The sequence below is a fragment of the Anaerocolumna sp. genome (genome assembly GCF_032079385.1).
Taxonomy (GTDB): Bacteria; Bacillota; Clostridia; order Lachnospirales; family Lachnospiraceae; genus Anaerocolumna.
On record NZ_DAMAUC010000013.1, the window covers coordinates 1 to 17,309 of the forward strand.

Annotated in this window: 16 protein-coding genes, 2 tRNA genes and 1 riboswitch; of the genes, 1 reads left to right on the forward strand and 17 read right to left on the reverse strand. The window is 35.7% G+C overall.

Annotation, left to right across the window (positions count from 1 at the left end):
• Positions 1-207 precede the first annotated feature (207 nt).
• From RT261_RS11845 to RT261_RS11915, 15 genes are all read right to left on the reverse strand, one after another.
• Positions 208-296 (reverse strand) — tRNA-Ser (locus tag RT261_RS11845).
• Between the two features lie 69 nt (positions 297-365).
• A tRNA-Ser gene (locus tag RT261_RS11850) sits at positions 366-451 on the reverse strand.
• A gap of 75 nt (positions 452-526) precedes the next feature.
• The gene (ispD, locus tag RT261_RS11855; protein WP_313132729.1) at positions 527-1,231 is read right to left on the reverse strand and encodes a 2-C-methyl-D-erythritol 4-phosphate cytidylyltransferase; all 705 of its coding nucleotides are present in this window, start codon (positions 1,229-1,231) and stop codon (positions 527-529) included.
• A 25-nt stretch (positions 1,232-1,256) separates the two neighbouring features.
• Complete coding sequence (tsaD, locus tag RT261_RS11860; RefSeq protein ID WP_313132730.1) at positions 1,257-2,279, reverse strand: tRNA (adenosine(37)-N6)-threonylcarbamoyltransferase complex transferase subunit TsaD; 1,023 nt, start codon at positions 2,277-2,279, stop codon at positions 1,257-1,259.
• Between the two features lie 202 nt (positions 2,280-2,481).
• Positions 2,482-3,069, reverse strand: a complete 588-nt coding sequence (locus RT261_RS11865) for a DUF6715 family protein (RefSeq protein ID WP_313132732.1) — start codon at positions 3,067-3,069, stop codon at positions 2,482-2,484.
• A 93-nt stretch (positions 3,070-3,162) separates the two neighbouring features.
• Complete coding sequence (locus RT261_RS11870) at positions 3,163-4,077, reverse strand: ribonuclease Z (protein ID WP_313132733.1); 915 nt, start codon at positions 4,075-4,077, stop codon at positions 3,163-3,165.
• A 361-nt stretch (positions 4,078-4,438) separates the two neighbouring features.
• Entirely contained in the window at positions 4,439-4,705 is a 267-nt protein-coding gene (locus RT261_RS11875) for a hypothetical protein (protein WP_313132735.1), read from the reverse strand.
• Positions 4,706-4,790: 85 nt separating this feature from the next.
• Positions 4,791-5,219 (reverse strand): ribosomal protein S18-alanine N-acetyltransferase, encoded by a 429-nt coding sequence (gene rimI, locus RT261_RS11880; RefSeq protein ID WP_313132736.1) that lies wholly within the window; start codon positions 5,217-5,219, stop codon positions 4,791-4,793.
• Positions 5,220-5,359: 140 nt separating this feature from the next.
• Positions 5,360-6,067 carry a tRNA (adenosine(37)-N6)-threonylcarbamoyltransferase complex dimerization subunit type 1 TsaB gene (gene tsaB / locus RT261_RS11885; RefSeq protein WP_313132738.1) on the reverse strand — a complete coding sequence of 236 codons (708 nt, stop codon included), beginning with the start codon at positions 6,065-6,067 and terminating at the stop codon, positions 5,360-5,362.
• Positions 6,068-6,079: 12 nt separating this feature from the next.
• A complete protein-coding gene (gene tsaE, locus RT261_RS11890) occupies positions 6,080-6,508 on the reverse strand; it encodes a tRNA (adenosine(37)-N6)-threonylcarbamoyltransferase complex ATPase subunit type 1 TsaE (protein WP_313132739.1) in 429 nt (142 codons plus the stop codon).
• A 103-nt stretch (positions 6,509-6,611) separates the two neighbouring features.
• Positions 6,612-7,262, reverse strand: coding sequence for an ECF transporter S component (locus tag RT261_RS11895; protein WP_313132741.1), 651 nt, complete (start codon positions 7,260-7,262; stop codon positions 6,612-6,614).
• A 130-nt stretch (positions 7,263-7,392) separates the two neighbouring features.
• Positions 7,393-7,543: riboswitch (FMN riboswitch) on the reverse strand.
• 149 nt (positions 7,544-7,692) lie between these two features.
• On the reverse strand, positions 7,693-8,427 hold the full coding sequence (locus tag RT261_RS11900) for a CpsB/CapC family capsule biosynthesis tyrosine phosphatase (RefSeq protein ID WP_313132743.1): 735 nt from the start codon (positions 8,425-8,427) through the stop codon (positions 7,693-7,695).
• A gap of 294 nt (positions 8,428-8,721) precedes the next feature.
• The gene (locus RT261_RS11905) at positions 8,722-9,831 is read right to left on the reverse strand and encodes a glycosyltransferase (protein ID WP_313132744.1); all 1,110 of its coding nucleotides are present in this window, start codon (positions 9,829-9,831) and stop codon (positions 8,722-8,724) included.
• A gap of 29 nt (positions 9,832-9,860) precedes the next feature.
• Positions 9,861-10,046: a hypothetical protein gene (locus tag RT261_RS11910; RefSeq protein WP_313132746.1), complete on the reverse strand. Its 186-nt coding sequence runs from the start codon at positions 10,044-10,046 to the stop codon at positions 9,861-9,863.
• Positions 10,047-10,416: 370 nt separating this feature from the next.
• Complete coding sequence (locus RT261_RS11915) at positions 10,417-12,561, reverse strand: Tex family protein (RefSeq protein WP_313132747.1); 2,145 nt, start codon at positions 12,559-12,561, stop codon at positions 10,417-10,419.
• Positions 12,562-13,423: 862 nt separating this feature from the next.
• Between RT261_RS11915 and RT261_RS11920 the strand changes: the two genes are divergently transcribed.
• Positions 13,424-13,876 carry an 8-oxo-dGTP diphosphatase gene (locus RT261_RS11920; RefSeq protein WP_313132748.1) on the forward strand — a complete coding sequence of 151 codons (453 nt, stop codon included), beginning with the start codon at positions 13,424-13,426 and terminating at the stop codon, positions 13,874-13,876.
• 683 nt (positions 13,877-14,559) lie between these two features.
• On the opposite strand, the gene RT261_RS11925 is transcribed toward RT261_RS11920, so the two are convergent.
• Together RT261_RS11925 and RT261_RS11930 are read right to left on the reverse strand one after the other, a co-directional pair.
• Positions 14,560-15,768: an aspartate kinase gene (locus RT261_RS11925; protein WP_313132750.1), complete on the reverse strand. Its 1,209-nt coding sequence runs from the start codon at positions 15,766-15,768 to the stop codon at positions 14,560-14,562.
• Positions 15,769-15,825: 57 nt separating this feature from the next.
• Entirely contained in the window at positions 15,826-17,031 is a 1,206-nt protein-coding gene (locus RT261_RS11930; protein WP_313132751.1) for a cofactor-independent phosphoglycerate mutase, read from the reverse strand.
• Positions 17,032-17,309 lie beyond the last annotated feature (278 nt).

The window sequence follows — 17,309 nt, forward strand, 5'->3', positions numbered from 1 at the left end:
TGAAAATTTTATTAGAATTTTCAGGGTTGTTTCACTGTTCAGTTATCAATGTTCTAACCTGCTCAAACAGGCTTGTTACTTACTGTTTCTACTGCTTGTCTTCTTAGTAAGTATTGTTGGTGTCTCACACCAGCTCGACTATCTTATCACACTTACGAGGACTTGTCAACAACTTTTTTAAAAGTTTTTTAAATTGATAAGTCATAACGGAGAAGGAGGGATTTGAACCCTCGCGCCGCTATTAACGACCTACTCCCTTTCCAGGGGAGCCCCTTCAGCCGCTTGGGTACTTCTCCAATTAAAGCTGATAAACCGAGTCATAGTTAACAATAAAATTGCACCAAGTAATTGGTGCTTATTGTTAGCGGAGAAGGTGGGATTCGAACCCACGGCCCCTTACGGAGTCACCGGTTTTCAAGACCGGCTCCTTAAACCACTCGGACACCTCTCCGGACGTTGCTTGAACAGTATATCAAACGTAAAAGAATATGTCAAGTAGTTTTTCTAACTTTTTTAATACTATTTTCTACCACATTCTGCTAAGTATACTTTGTCCAATTATAAGATCATCCGGTGTAGTTATCTTGATGTTAGTGTACTCTCCCATAACCAATTTAACCGGAACATTTAGTGTATGTTCCACTACCATGGCATCATCCGTTATTTTCAGATTCTCATGCTTACTTTTAAATAGTACTTCATATGCCTTTTTTATGATCTCATAAGAAAATGCCTGAGGAGTTTGAACGGACCACACCCTGTCTCTATCAGGAGTCTCTGTTACTATGCCTTCTTCGTTAACAATTTTGACAGTATCTTTTGAAGGTACTCCAACAACACAAGCATTATAAGCAGCAACTTCTTCAATGGTTCTTTTAATCACTTCTAAACTTATGAAAGGCCTTGCCCCATCATGTATCAACACATAATCCGCATAGTCTATAGCATTTAATCCGTTAAAAACCGAGAGATATCGTTCTGATCCACCCTCTAAGATCTTTTTAACCTTCTTAAAACTAAATTTTTCAACAATTTCTTTACGGCAATATTCTATCTCATCATTACCCACAACAAGTATAATTTCATCTACATTACATTCTTCAAAAGTTTTTAAAGTATAATATAGTATAGGCCTGTCCTGCAAAATTAAATATTGCTTTGGAATATTGCTTTGCATTCTTCTCCCTGTACCTGCTGCCAGAATTATAGCAACTATCTTTTTATGTTTCATTGTGAATCCTTTCATATAATGTTCTTTATCTCTGTCCAATCTTTAGATTAGGAACCGCATTTAAGTCTAATCCGTGCCTTGTACCTTTTATAAATTCATAATAAGCTGCCACCCCAATCATAGCTGCATTATCAGTACAATAAATTGGAGAAGGATAACATAATTTTATACCTTGCTCTTTGCAACCATTACTCATAGCTTCACGCAATGCTGAATTAGCAGCCACTCCGCCTGCTATGGCTACTTGATTTAAATTAAAGTCTTTCGCAGCCGTTATGGTGTTCTTAACCAATACATCCACAATTGCCTCTTGAAAAGAGGCTGCAATATCGGCACGATTTACCTCTTCCTTTTTCATTTCACAGGAATTTAGATAATTTAATACTGCTGATTTTACTCCGCTGAAACTAAAATCATAAGGGGCGCCTTCTATATGAGCCCTTGGAAATACAATTCCCTTTTTGTTGCCTTCTTTAGCAAGCTTGTCTATCTTAGGTCCCCCTGGATATCCTAGACCTATGGCCCTTGCTACTTTATCAAATGCTTCTCCTGCTGCATCGTCCCTGGTTCTTCCTATGATCTCATAGACCCCATAATCCTTCACAATCACCAAATGAGTATGACCACCGGACACAATCAGGCACAAAAACGGAGGTTCCAGCTCCTTATGTTCAATATAATTGGCAGATACGTGTCCTTCTATATGATGTACTCCTACTAATGGTTTCCCGGTTCCGTAACTAATGGCTTTTGCCTCAGCCACTCCCACCAATAATGCACCTACCAGTCCCGGTCCATAAGTTACACCAATTGCATCAATATCCTGAAGGGTAACATTGGCTTCAGAAAGTGCTTGTTTTATTACCTGATTTATTTTTTCAATATGTTTTCTGGATGCTATCTCCGGAACTACTCCGCCATATAACGTATGCAGAGCAATCTGAGAGGAAATAACATTGGATAATATGGTTCTTCCATTCTGAACAACCGCTGCTGCGGTTTCATCACAGGAAGATTCTATTGCTAAAATTTTTATATCACTGTTCATTTTTATACCCTTTGCATATCATATCCCTTTGCAGATATGACATTGCCATAAACAGGCTGAAAGTTTTTTTGCGGCAACCTTTCTTTCTATATTTTTTCTTTCAGTCTTTCTACAAGATTCCTTTAGAACGTCTTAAATAAAATGCATGTGAACCATCTTAAGTAAAATGAAGAATCTCAAATAAAATCTAAGGAACCCTTTATTATATTCCCGTTTTATCCGAGGTCTTCCATCCTATTATTTTCCAGTTCCCTTGTTCATCTTTCCTTAAAATAAAATCTTCATACAGTTTTGTATAACTGTCTTTTTCTTTAATGGTATACCCCGCGGTAAGAGACGCACATTCTTTACCATCCTTGGTATAATAGTTCACTTTATTACTGTCTTCAATTGTCTCATTCATAATATTGCGTTTTTTATTTTTATATTCCGTAATTTCAACTTTTAACTCTAACAGATAATCCTCATAAGAGTTATTAGCCAATAGTTCATCATCGTACAAATAGCGGATTTGTTTCGCCAATTGATTCACTTGCTCATCTGTAAGATCTTCATTATAAAAACTCTTCATAATCCTTGTATATAACTTTATAACTTCCCTTGGTGAAGAAGGATAGTCTTTCTCAATATCTTTCGCCAATAATAGTTCTAATTCCGTCTTATTGGAAGAAGATCTTTCTATAATCGGACTTGTACTGGTACTGAGCTTAAAATAAATTGCGACTATAGCTATTCCAAATATAAGCATCATTCCAAAGGTATTTGCGGTTCTTCTTTTTGATTTCTTCATACTTGCCTCCCATCACCCCATTTTTATATTAATCGGGTTTTGTAATTATTTATTTTGTCTTTAATAAGAACAAGTAAAGTAATTTACAAAGAATCATTCATCCGGATCAAACTGCAGAGTAATACTCTTTCTATCTTTTCCGGCTTTTACATTAGGAAAGATATCTTTAATATCCTTTATAAATTCTTCCGGTCTAATTAAAGACGGGCTGTAGTGAGTAAGCCAAAGTTCCTGAACTTCTGCTTCCTTAGCTAATTGAGCAGCTTCATGAAATGTCATGTGCTTATGTTCTCTTGCTTTGTCTTCTTTGTCCTTTTCACCGTACATACCCTCACATATAAATAAATCGGCATTTTTTGCATTTTCCACAATAGATGGAACCGGTCTTGAATCTGTACAATATGTTAATTTTATTCCTTTACGTTTTGGACCCAATACCATATCAGGTGTATAGATTCGTCCATCCGCCTCAATGGCTGCACCTTTTTGCAGCTGGTTCCAATACTTTTGTGGAATACCATTTTCCTGTGCTTTTTCCGGAAAGAATCTTCCGGTCCGTTCTATAATAATACTATATCCATAACAGATGACATTATGATTCACACGAAATGCCTGAATAACATAACCATTTATCCGTATTTCCTCCATTGGACCGGATAATTCAATAAACTGGATGTCAAAGGGCAGTTCCGGTGCAATGACACGAAGGGAATTTACAACCCTTTCCAAACCTTTCGGTCCAATAATGGTAACCGGTTCTGTTCTGTCCGCATTTCCCATAGATAATAATAAACCCGGAAGGCCGCTTATATGGTCTCCATGATAGTGGGTAAAACAGATAATATCTATGGAATGAAAACTCCATCCCTTTTCTTTTATAGTAATTTGGGTTCCTTCTCCGCAATCAATTAACAGATTGGAACCATTATATCTTGTCATTAAGGCCGTAAGCCATCGGTTTGGCAATGGCATCATACCGCTTGTACCAAGTAAACAAACATCTAACATGTAATTCCCTCACTTATTTTCTAATTATTTATTTAAATATTTATAAACATTTAGTAAACCATTATATTATAAAAATATTCTTTATCTACCATAAGATGTATATATCATTTTCCCAGGCTTATATCTGTTAGGGCTATCAATAGAAGTGATTATCCCTTACCGTCTTTAGCACCATATTAGCATAACCAATAGGCAGAATCAATAAAGCGTTGATGAATAGAGAATTTTTTTTACATTACAAAATAGTAACACAACCTGAATTTATAATCAATTTATTTATAGCACAAGGAGAAGGGATTATTCCTGCTTCCCTTCTCCTTGTGCTGTATATGAATTAATTTTATTTTTTTAAAGTTAATGATTATAAAACTTCTTTCTTATCTATTATTTTAATGGGTATTTTAAAAGTTGAAATTAATTCTTCATAGCATTCCTCACAAATATTAAATTTATGAACTTCAAGATCTTTTTTTGAAAAATATCCCCACTCCTTAGAAGCTTCAAATACATCTTCTTCTAATATTCCATTTTTCGTTTTAATTTTCTTTCCGCAAACATTGCAATAAATATCAATTAACTGTACATCTTTTGACTTTACATTACTTAACGCGCTCATGTTCCTTTCCATCCTTATCCCTCCTACGAACTTGGACCAACTGCTTACTTTCATTATACCTGTATTAGTGGTATTTTTACAGTGGGAATTGTTGTCACTACAGCCACATAATCAACCCATCTTCTGTTGGTGCTTCATAAAAGTTTTTACGGATACCGGCATCCCCAAAGCCAAGCCCATGATATAAGGCAATCGCAGATAAATTACTCACCCGCACTTCCAAAGTAAATGACTCCAATCCTTTACTTCTTCCAATACTTATCAGAGTTTGCAGCATTTCCCTGCCAATACCTTTGTTTCGGTATGAGTGATCTACTGCCACATTATTTATCTGTCCTTCCCCTGCGACTCCCCACAAACCGCAATAAGCTATAATCTTATTATCCTGTTCTGCTACCAGATAAATGTTGTGAGGATCTTGTATTGATTTATTAAAATCTTCTTTGTTCCAAGGTCTTGAGAATATTCCACACTCTATTTCATGTACAAATGGAATATCTGCTTCTTCCATAAGTCTTATAACCATCCGTATTTTCCTCACTTCCAAACATGCCGCTTCAGCGGCATAAACAATCAGTGAGAAGAACGCTGCTTTTGCGTTCTTCCAGTGTGAAATTTAGAAATACTTACTCCGCGTCTCTACTAACTTAGAATTTCTTCTCACACTTATTGCTTTTGCTGTTTTTCTGCCAATTCTCTCTCTGCTTGTGAAAGTCTTAGATAGGTTGGCTGATGCAAGTCCGCATCCTCCGCTAACCCTTTTTTAAAATAAATTACTCCCAAAGCTCCAATTGCCCCTGCACGTTGTTTAGATAGATGAAGAGGTGCAAAGCTATAAGGAACCTTCATCAGTGTTTTTAATTGTTCCTGATAAACTTCTACTCCATCGCCTAAGAATATAACAGCTCGTCCAATTTTATTAATTTTTTCTGCAATTTCATCGATACCAATCGCCTGTTGGGATTCCACAGTTACAAATTCTGTATCTTTAAACTCATATAAACCTGTATACACCTGGTTACGCCTTGCATCCATAATAGGACAGATTAATTTGTCCGTTCCATATAAATTAAAAGCCAGTCCATCTACTGTTGGAACCGGAATAATTGGTTTATCTAATGCCAGACCTAATCCTTTGGCTGTGGAGGAACCGATTCTAAGACCGGTAAAGGAACCCGGTCCTGCTGCCACCGCAATGGCATCAATATCCTTAATATCTAATTCTATCATCTTCACAATTTCATCAAGCATAGGCAATAATGTTTGTGAATGTGTTTTCTTATGATTAATTGTGTATTCCGCCAATAGTTGGTCTTCTGATACAACTGCCACAGATGCCACTAAACCGGAACTGTCTATCGCTAATATTTTCATCCTTACACCTCTTTATTCCATTCCATCTATAGATATCTTTCTATAATCAAAACCTTTTTCCAAATCTTTTTCAATTGTAATTACGGTTTTGTCAGCCGGCAAGAGCTCCTCAATTAAATTGGACCACTCAATCAGGCAGACACCTTGTCCGTAAAAATAATCTTCATATCCGATTTCCTGCATTTCATCTATGTCTTCAATACGGTATACATCAAAATGATAGAAAGGAAGCCTGCCTTCTTCGTAAACCTGAACAATTGTAAAGGTAGGACTATTAACCGGCTCTTGAATGCCTAGCCCCTTGGCAAAACCTTGGGTGAAAACAGTTTTTCCGGTACCCAAATTTCCTAACAGACAATAAATTTCTCCTGCCTTAGCTTTCTCTCCTAATTGTATACCTAACTGAAAGGTATCTTCTGTTTTAAAGCTTTCTGCTATCATGATTTCATATCGGCTCCCATCTTCTTTTCTAGTTGAAATTATAGCAGATTAGGCAAAAAAAACAAGAGACAGTTTGTAACAGCCTCTTGTTGGTAAATATTAATTATGAACTTAACTTATTCTTTAAGAATCGATACGTATAATGGCCTACAAGGCCTGTGAAGATACCTTTTACAATATTAAAAGGAGTAATTCCATAAAGTATTAAGGTAAATTTATCTTTAATGGCCGGAATTATAGCTGCACCTGCAAGTACATTGTCCATACCGCCATAAAGAGAAGCGTATAATGGAATCGTTACAAAGTAGTTTACTAAGAAGCCGGTAATTGTCATAGATATGGTAGCCACACTAAATGCCAGGAAAGCTTTATGTTTGCTCTTCATTTTTCTAAAAATAAAAGAAGCCGGAATAACATATGCAGCACTGATTGCAAGGTTTGCTAATTCTCCAATACCTGCCGTTTTGGTAGCCGTGATTGCTTTAATTAAATTCTTGATTAATTCAATTGTAACACCGGCTATGGGCCCATAGGTAAATCCACCAATAATTGCAGGAATATCACTAAGTTCCAATCTTAGGAAACCTATAAATGGCGGGGACTCAAGAAGCATAAGTACATAAGAAAGTGCGGATAGTAAACTAATTGTTACCATTGCCTTTGTTGTAAAGGATTTACCCTTTGCAGTTGCAACCGACTTACCAATATTATTTTTTCTTACATCTGCATTAACTTCATATTTCGTTGTTTTCATATTCCTATCTCCTTTTGACTGAAAGGAAAATTCTTGGTTCCATCATGCAGCTTGGTATGTTTTGAAATAAAAAAGCCCGATTCAAAATGAATCGGGGCTATTATCCAATAAATTTGCATATCAAAAACATGCTTTTCTTCTCACATCCAGACTTTACTGTCGGTTTTGGAATTACACCAAATCAACCGAACGACTACCATGTATTTATTACCTCCATGCCTGTCATCCGGGTCGCGGACTATACCGCCGGTCGGGAATTACACCCTGCCCCGAAGAACTTCCTTATTTTGTTTTCTATTTACATATACATTTTACAGCCTATTATAGAAAATGTCAACTGCATTTATTAAAACAACTATGAAAAAAGAATTTTGTATATTTTTACTGCTGAAAAGCCTCTTTGCCCTATAGCTTATCCACTATTAAGGAATTATCCCTCATAGATATATTTATTATCCAATAATTGTTTTGTGTTTTTTACCAGTAATTGATTTACTAACTCGCTTCCGTACTTTTTATAGATATAATCCACCCCTTTTCTTATTCTGGCATCTCTGTTATGGTCAGAGTGTGCATCTGTGGCAAGAAAATGAATATACCCCTCATACAATAACTTCCTGCAAAATCCTTTCCTTGAATCCAAAACTTTTCCTTGCAGACTTTTTATATTTACCTGCATATATGCCCCCAGTCTGACTAATTCCTCTATTTCCTCAAAGCTTTGAAAAAGTGCTTCGTATCTTTCCACATGAGCAAGTATGGGCAAATATCCATGAATCAGCAAACGGTGAAGCCCTGTCTTTATATTCCGGAAACTTTCATGGGCAGGAAATTCAACCAGTACATACCTGGTATCAGCTAAGGTCAATGCCATTTTCTTTCTTAAATGTTCAATAATATCTTCGCTGTAGTACAATTCATTTCCAAGTTCTATTTGAAAGTTTTCATCAATTTTCTTTGCTTCTTCTCTTACCAGTTTTAATTTTTTTTGAAGTTCATTTATATCGGGATTTCTGCAGCCTACCCCATAATGAGGGGTGGCTATCATATGTATAATTCCTTCTTCGTATGCAATTTTTAGCATATTTCTCGTTTGTTCTATATTCACCGAACCGTCGTCTACCGACGGAAGAATGTGGCTATGAATGTCTATCCATTGGTTCAAGTAAATCTCTCCTTTATTCAATTAATAAAATACAGGCAAAGAACTCATAAAGTATAATTTACTTTCCCCTATTTAACAAGAAATTCGGTGTTGTGAAATACCATTTTCGGTCGCAAAATGAAACAGCATTCTTCCACATCTTCTTTTTTAATTTATAAAAAGATACCATATAAAAAAATAATCCCGATTTATATCATATTAGGTACCAGGTTCTTTCTTAAAACGTTTTAATCGTTCACTCATGCATTCCTTTCACCTTATTCATATTGTTTTATTCATAAACTAACAGGCGTTTTAATACTTCCTATCCAATACTTCGTTCCATTGATCTATAATTTTGTTCATATCGAGATACTTGGTTATTTTTCTATTTGCCTCACTCATACTCTCTTGCAGCTGGGGATCTCTAAGAATTTTAACCATGGCTTCTGCCAGTTCTCTTTTGTTATTCCTTGGTACTACATAACCGTTAATACCGTCTTTTATTAGTTCTCTTGCAACTCCTGTGGGAAAATCCGTAGATACAACCGGCAGCCCGGAAGCCATAGCCTCTACTAAAACATTCGGAAAGCCCTCATAATTGGAGGTAATAACAAAAAGCCGGGCATCGTGAATACTTTGCATTACATTATTTTTTGTTCCCATTAAAAATATATTATTTTCCAAATGAAGAGAGTGGATTTTTTGATTTAAACTACTATATTCCGGTCCCTGTCCATATATCTCAACAATATAGTCCGGGTAATCACATATTATTTCATGAAAACTATTTATCAATAAATTATAATTCTTCTGGGGACTTAATCTGCCCACTGCAATAATTGCATTTCGCCTTTTATCCGGCGGGTTTTGTGCTATACATTCCGGATTAACCGGATTGGGAATTATTTTTATATTAGCCCTGTTGGAGATTTTTCTAAAATAACCTCCCACTCTTTTACTTTGACACACCAGACAGTCTGCTTTGGGATACATCAATTCACATAACTTTTTCAAAATATAGCATCTTTTTTGAGGGTCGCATTGTTCAGACACAATTACCGGCACATTCTTAACAAATAACCTGCGTGTCATAATTGCTAATAAATTAGAATAGGTTAAGAAAGACAATACCGCATCCGGTTTATAGGTTTTTAAATAATAGAAGTAACAAAAAAACCCCTTCATACCGCTATATATAAACTGTATTACACGTAATACTTTATTCTCCGATTGAACACAGCCCTTTGCTCCTACTATCTTTATCCTTGGATCAAGTCTATAAGCACTTTTAGGGCCTTTTAAAGTTACAATACAGACTTCATTTCCTCTTTTTACAAATTCATTGGCTATTGTGGCCATCACTCGTTCCGCACCGCCCATTACCATTCCCGTAATTAGAAATATATATTTCCTTTTTTTCATTAAATCCTACCATTCCTCTACGCCTTATTTTATATATCTGTTTTATACCAATTCTTTTCAATAAAGTTACCAATTAAATTCACAATTGTCGTGGGGTCTGTATTCTCCCATGGAACTATATCTGCCCTGCCTTCATAATATGCCTGAATATCCTCTCCCAGGTCCTTCATATCGGAAACAGACAACAGGTATCTATTAGCGGCAAAAGGCCTCATTCATTTGCACCTGATGATCAATATGTATTAAACATGTGCTAAAGATCTCCAAGTTACATCAAAATAATTGTTTTTTGGGTTAGGATAACTTTCTTTACACAATATATGAGGAGAGAATATATAATAGTACCTTGTACTTTCTATTATGATATAAAATTTTATAGTTTTTACCTTCCATATCACATGGTTTATTTACAATTACTTTGTAGCAAAAAAGCATCTAAACAGAATCGTTCACTGCCTGCTTGACAGGAAGCGATTCCGCTCAGATGCTTTCTATTTATTATATTTCCGATTCCTTATATACTAAACAACTGCTTAATATAGAGTAACCTTTCGAGCTATATCTTTTATCCTAGGAAGAATAAGTCTATATTATCATGGTTAATTGTATTCTCTTCTTTGCTAAATCCACACTCATTACTTTGACCTCTACAACATCGCCCACACTAACCACATCCAATGGATGTTTTACGAACTTTTTATTCGTTAATTGTGAAATGTGAACAAGGCCGTCCTGATGCACTCCAATGTCAACAAACGCACCAAAATCAATTACATTACGAACGGTACCTTTTAATATCATACCTTCTGTCAGGTCCTTCATTTCCAATACATCTGTTCTAAGAATTGGTTTTGGCATCTCATCACGAGGATCTCTTCCCGGTTTTTCCAACTCTTTAATAATATCTTCCAAGGTTATTTCTCCAATACCTAACTCATCAGCCATTGCTTTTTTATCTCTAATTTGTTTACCTAAATTAACAAGGCCTCCCCCTTTGATATCCTCCGGTGAATAGGTTAATTTCTGAAGAAGATTTTTCGCTGCTTCATAGGATTCCGGATGAACACTGGTGAGATCCAACGGATTATTTCCCTCCAGAATTCTTAAGAAACCGGCACACTGTTCAAAAGCCTTAGGTCCAAGTTTTGTCACCTTAAGAAGCTGATTTCGGTTAGTAAAACGTCCATTTTCCTCCCGATAAGAGACAATGTTTTTTGCAACTGCTTTTGATACACCGGATATATACTCCAGTAAAGAAGCAGAGGCAGTATTTAAGTCTATACCTACTCTATTTACACAGTCTTCTACAACACCGGTTAAGGCTTCCGATAATTTCTTCTGATTCATATCATGCTGATATTGCCCCACACCTATGGATTTGGGATCTATTTTTACCAGTTCCGCTAATGGATCCTGAAGCCTTCTTGCTATGGAAGCTGCACTTCTTTGTCCCACATCAAAATTAGGAAACTCTTCTGTTGCTAATTTACTTGCGGAGTATACAGAAGCACCTGCTTCATTCACAATAATATAAGATACGTTGGAATTCGTCTCCTTTAACATATCTACAATAATCAATTCAGATTCTCTGGAGGCGGTACCGTTTCCTACGGATATTAAAGTAATACCGTATTTCTTTATAAGCTCCTTAACTACCCTCTTTGTTTCATCTATTTTATTCTGAGGTGCTGTTGGATAAACTACGGTAGTGTCAAGAACTTTACCGGTTTCATCTACAACGGCCAGTTTACAACCTGTTCGAAAAGCAGGATCCCATCCCAATACAACCTGCCCAACAATAGGAGGCTGCATAAGAAGCTGTTCTAAATTCTTTCCAAATACTTTAATTGCGCCATCTTCTGCTTTTTCTGTTAAATCACTGCGAATCTCTCGTTCAATTGCCGGTGCAATAAGACGTTTATAACTATCCTCAATGGTTGTTTTTAAAAGTTCCGTAGTATATGGATTCTCACGGATAATCACTTTTGTCTCAAGGAATCTAAGTATCCTTTCTTCCGGTGCTACAATCTTAACCGTCAGTATCTTCTCACTTTCACCACGGTTTAATGCTAAAACTCTATGACCTGCAAGCTTTGTTAACTTCTCTTCAAAGTTATAATACATTTCGTAAACACTTTCCTGCTTCTCATCTTTTGCTGTAGATGCAATAGTGCCTTCTTCAAATGTAATCTTTCTGATATAGATACGGTAATCCGCTTCGTCTGAAATATTCTCTGCAATAATATCCAAAGCCCCTGCAATGGCCTCTTCAACAGTATTAACTTCCTTTTCCTCTGAAATAAAATTCTTCGCATCTTCCTCAATTGGCTGATTTGTCATCTGAAGTAATATTATATTAGCTAAAGGTTCCAAACCTTTTTCCTTGGCAACGGTAGCTCTCGTTCTTCTCTTCGGACGATATGGACGGTATAAATCTTCCACCACAACTAAGGTAGTAGCTTCCAGAATCTGAGTCTTTAACTCTTCTGTCAATTTACCTTGTTCCTCAATACTTGCTAAAACACTGGCCTTCTTATCTTCCAAATTACGTAAGTACAATAATCTTTCATGTAAGTTTCTTAAAACCTCATCATTCAAAGATCCGGTTACTTCTTTACGGTATCTGGCGATAAAAGGAATTGTACTGCCTTCGTCAATTAATTTTACAGCAGCTTCTACTTGTCCTAATTTAATATTCAGCTCTTCACTTAGTTGTTTTAAAATATCCATTCATATACTCCTTTAGACTACAACTTTCTATTCTTTGTAAAACTTTACCTATCTATAATACCACTGAATTGGGGGAATTTCAAGAATATAATGATAAACATAAGGACGCTTTGCTGAGGGGGAGGTAGAGAACTCTGAAAGTGGCGGTTGGTTTTTACATTGTCCTGTTTGGTATCGAAGGATAACATAGGTGGTTGCTTCAATTTGGCTACCTTTCCTTCCAGCGGCATGTCCTTGGTAGAGCCTCAAAGCGCATGACAAGTATCGCAGGGGGGCGATACTTGTCACTGAGTCTCTAGTCGGACATAAGCAGCCTTGTCAGTCGGATTACGCCAAATTGAAGCAACCACCTATGTTATCTGTATTTAGGTTGAGAGACAATGTAAAAACCAACCGCCACTTTCGGAGTAATTTACGTTGTGAGGCAAAGCTGGTCGTATTATAATATGTTATTGGGTAAGACAAGTAAGAATAATGGATGAGTTTATCAGATTAGATGGACAGTTTTTAAATGATGTTAACTTATTGATTAATTTTAATGGGTTAATAAGATTAGAACATTATATTCTTTAGGGTATAATAACTAATTTTATTAAATTTATAATGTTTTAAATGCTTAACGGGGATATAGAAGTAATTGGAATCTAGGTATTTTCATTTCTTTTAGGTTGTGAATTCTGATTCATAAGATTATTAAGGTTTATCTAAGCAGTATACAAATTGTTTATCTTATTATATTATTAATATTGTTTTGTAATAAAATCTATTATTTTCCCTGAATTATCATAAGGCTTTTGCCGATACCAGGGCAGACATATTGCAAAGTGTGACTTAAATTTTACATAACGAAAGAGGTACAAAAATGAGTAGAAATGAAAAGGCTATATTTACAAATATGTGTATGATTTATAAGGATGATTCTATTTTAGTTCAAGATAGACGTAACCCGGATTGGCCAGGAGTTACATTTCCTGGCGGACATGTTGAATACGGGGAATCTTTTGTTGAGTCTGTTAAGCGAGAGGTTTTTGAAGAAACCGGACTTACTATTGAAAATCCTATTTTATGTGGAATAAAGCAATTTCAGACAAAGGAGGACGAAAGATATGTGGTTTTATTTTTTAAGACCGATCAGTTTAAGGGAGATTTAAGACCCTCTAAAGAAGGTGATGTATTTTGGATAAAGAAAGATAGATTAAAACAATATTCTCTTGCTAATGATTTTTTAGATATGGTTTCTGTTTTTGAATCGGATGAACTTAGTGAATTCTATTACTATAGAGAAGGGGATAATTGGAAAAAGAAATTGCTATAAAATAAAAACTAAAATCGCAGAGCTAAATAAGCTTTTGCGATTTTACTATTTAGTAATAAAAGTACTATCCGCCCAGTTATCAAACAAACTGTACAAAATTCGTCCAGCCTGCTTGATATACCAAAGCCAAGCCAATAAACCAACCATTATTTCCCAATACCTCTTTAGCCGCTTTTTAATACTGTATGTTAATTAATTTATTATCTCTTATCTTTTAAATACTTGATCATACAAACAATACCAAGTAAATAGAAAGCCCATTGAACTATACCCATGAATACACCAAAATAAGTTAAAACACTAAAACCCAACATAATGCCCTCCTTGCATTTTAATTAAAACATATCATTTTAGGCATCTTCTGTCAATTGGCTATTGTTATAATTTCCTGGGGTTTATATATTTTGTACTATATCCTTTTATTACTTAAGACTATAATGATTCTTCATTCAAAAAGTCTTTATTTTCATACCACTATTTGTCTATAAAAAAATCGATCATAAATTCTATTGAGAAGTTGCATATTCACATATCATTACTTCTATATAATACTTCTGAAACAGAATTTATCAAAAGCAATAATATATCCAATACCCTGCTTTGCCCTTACAAAATAAATTGACCTTCGTGAGTATGGAAGGTCTCTATACTCTACATAGGGCAAAGCGTCCTTTATCTATTATTTAAGCCAGACTAAATTTATCATGAACAGCCTTCATAGCCTTTTCAACATAAACTTCATCGATTAATACCGTAACTCTGATTTCAGAAGTAGAAATCATCTTAATGTTTACACCTACATCATAAAGAGCTTCAAACATTTTAGCAGCCACACCTGCGTTAGACATCATACCGGCACCTACGATGGATACTTTTGCAACGGATTTTTCAACGTCGATTTTATGGCATTTTAAGCTGCCCGCTCTGTGGCGTTCCAGGATTTCTACCGCTTCTTCAACGCTGTCTTCTGCTACAGTAAAGCTAATATCTTTTGTACCGTTACGGCCTACTGATTGTAATATAATGTCAACGTTTATATTATGTCTTGCTAAGTGATTAAATAATTTAAATGCTACCCCTGGTTGATCTTCTAAACCTATAACTGCAATACGGGCTGTATTTTTATCAGCCGCTACACCACTCACTAGCATCTTCTCCATCTTTATTTCCTCCTTCACCACAGTTCCTTCTGAATTATTTAAACTTGAGCGTACAACTAATTGTACTCCATATTTCTTTGCCATTTCTACTGATCTATTGTGTAAAACACCTGCCCCTAGTGATGACAATTCCAGCATTTCATCATAGGTAATTTCACTTAGTTTCTTCGCACTTGGAACAATTCTTGGATCTGCTGTAAATACACCATCTACATCGGTATAAATTTCACAAGCATCGGCGTTAAGAGCGGCTGCAATAGCAACTGCGGTGGTATCTGACCCTCCCCTACCTAAAGTGGTATAGTCGCCGAAGCTGTTAATTCCCTGAAAACCTGTAACTATAACTATTTTATTATTTGCCAGTTCACTATGAATTCTATCTACATCAATTCTTTTAATTCTTGCACTGCCATAAACTGAGGTTGTATGCATAGCCACTTGAAAGGCATTTAAAGAAATGGCTGGAACTCCTAAAGAATTCATGGCCATTGCCATTAAAGAAACCGAAATTTGCTCTCCTGTCGTTAAAAGCATGTCTACTTCACGCTTTGATGCATTGGGATTAATATCTCTAGCCTGGGCCAAAAGTAAGTCTGTTTGCTTTCCCATTGCAGACAATATAACAACAACTTCATTGCCATTTTTATAATCTTCAACACACCTTCTGGCAACATTAAAAATTTTTTCCTTATCGGCTACCGATGTTCCACCGAATTTTTTTACAATTAACATACAATGCCTCCTATAATTATATTCAAACAAGCTAAATCTTTGCAGATGCTAATTTTCTTATGATTTTTCAAATAACTTATTGATTATTTCATATCCATATCTGATTACATTACCACTGTTTCCGGCTTCTGCCTCATTATAATTCCACTTTTTGTCCAATTGGTTTGAACTATCATATAGCATGTAGGGAACCGGATTGCTTGTGTGAGTTCTGCAACGGATTGGAGTAGGATGATCCGGCATAATCAGCATTCTATACTCCACACCGGCAGCCTCCATTTGATTCTTTACAACCTTTATAACTCTGTGGTCTAAATATTCAATGGCTTTTATTTTATTGGCGATACTGCCTTGATGGCCCATTTCGTCTGGAGCTTCCACATGAATATATACAAAATCCTGATTGTTCTCGATAAGTTCTTTTACTGCTGCCATAGCTTTTCCTTCATAATTGGTATGTAAGGTACCATCTGCACCTTCCACAGAAACAACCCTCATTCCGGCACCAACAGCAATACCTTTTAAAAGGTCAACTGCTGAAATCATAGCTCCTCTTTTATGGAACTTTTCTTCGAAAGATGTTAATTGGGGTCTTGTCCCTGCACCCCAAAACCATATGGAATTGGCTTTATTTAGTCCTTTTTTAGCTCTCTCCATATTCAAGGGGTGGTTGTTTAATATATCATAACTTTTTCTCATCATATCTTTTAAATATGCGTCTTCCGGTAAATATGTGCCTATTACCTGACCTAATATATCATGGGGAGCTGTTAAATCCACAACCTCCCCTTTGTCCCATATGGTTAGATGTCTATAACTTGTGCCTAAATAATATTTATAGATATCATTTTCTAATTCGTTGCGAACCGCTTCCAACAAAACCTTCCCGTCTTCCGTAGATATCTCGCTTGCACTGTGATCCAAAATCCTCTTATCTTCGTAAGGAAGAGTATCATCAGAAAGGGTTACCATATTGCACCTTAAAGCAATATCTCCGTCCTTCATGTCTACTCCAATGCTTAATGCTTCCAAAGGAGAACGTCCGGTGTAATATACTTTCGGATTATATCCCAGCACTGATAAATTAGCAGTATCACTTCCCGGTTTCATACCTTCCGGTATGGTATAGCATAATCCGATCTCGGACTTCTTTGATAATTCATCCATGGTTGGTGTCTCACCATACTCTAAAGGCGTTTTTCCACCCAGTTCTTCAATGGGTTCGTCTGCCATACCATCACCTAGCACAATAATATATTTCATGATGAATCCTTCCTTCTATCTTTATGTGTCTTGTTTACCTCTTATACAGTTACCTGGCTTGGATTTTTACTTTGCCTATTTTTTTATATGAAAATTTCTTCTTTATGTATCGTGTTCTTTATAAACGTTTTTTAAATTACCCTTTTTCAAGGATTCTTTTTTCAAATGTTCTTTTCATACATTTTTTCAAAACATTCTTTTCAAATATTTTTCAAATATTCTTTTCAAACATTCTTTTCAAACATTCTTCAAACATTCTTTTCAAACATTCTTCAAAC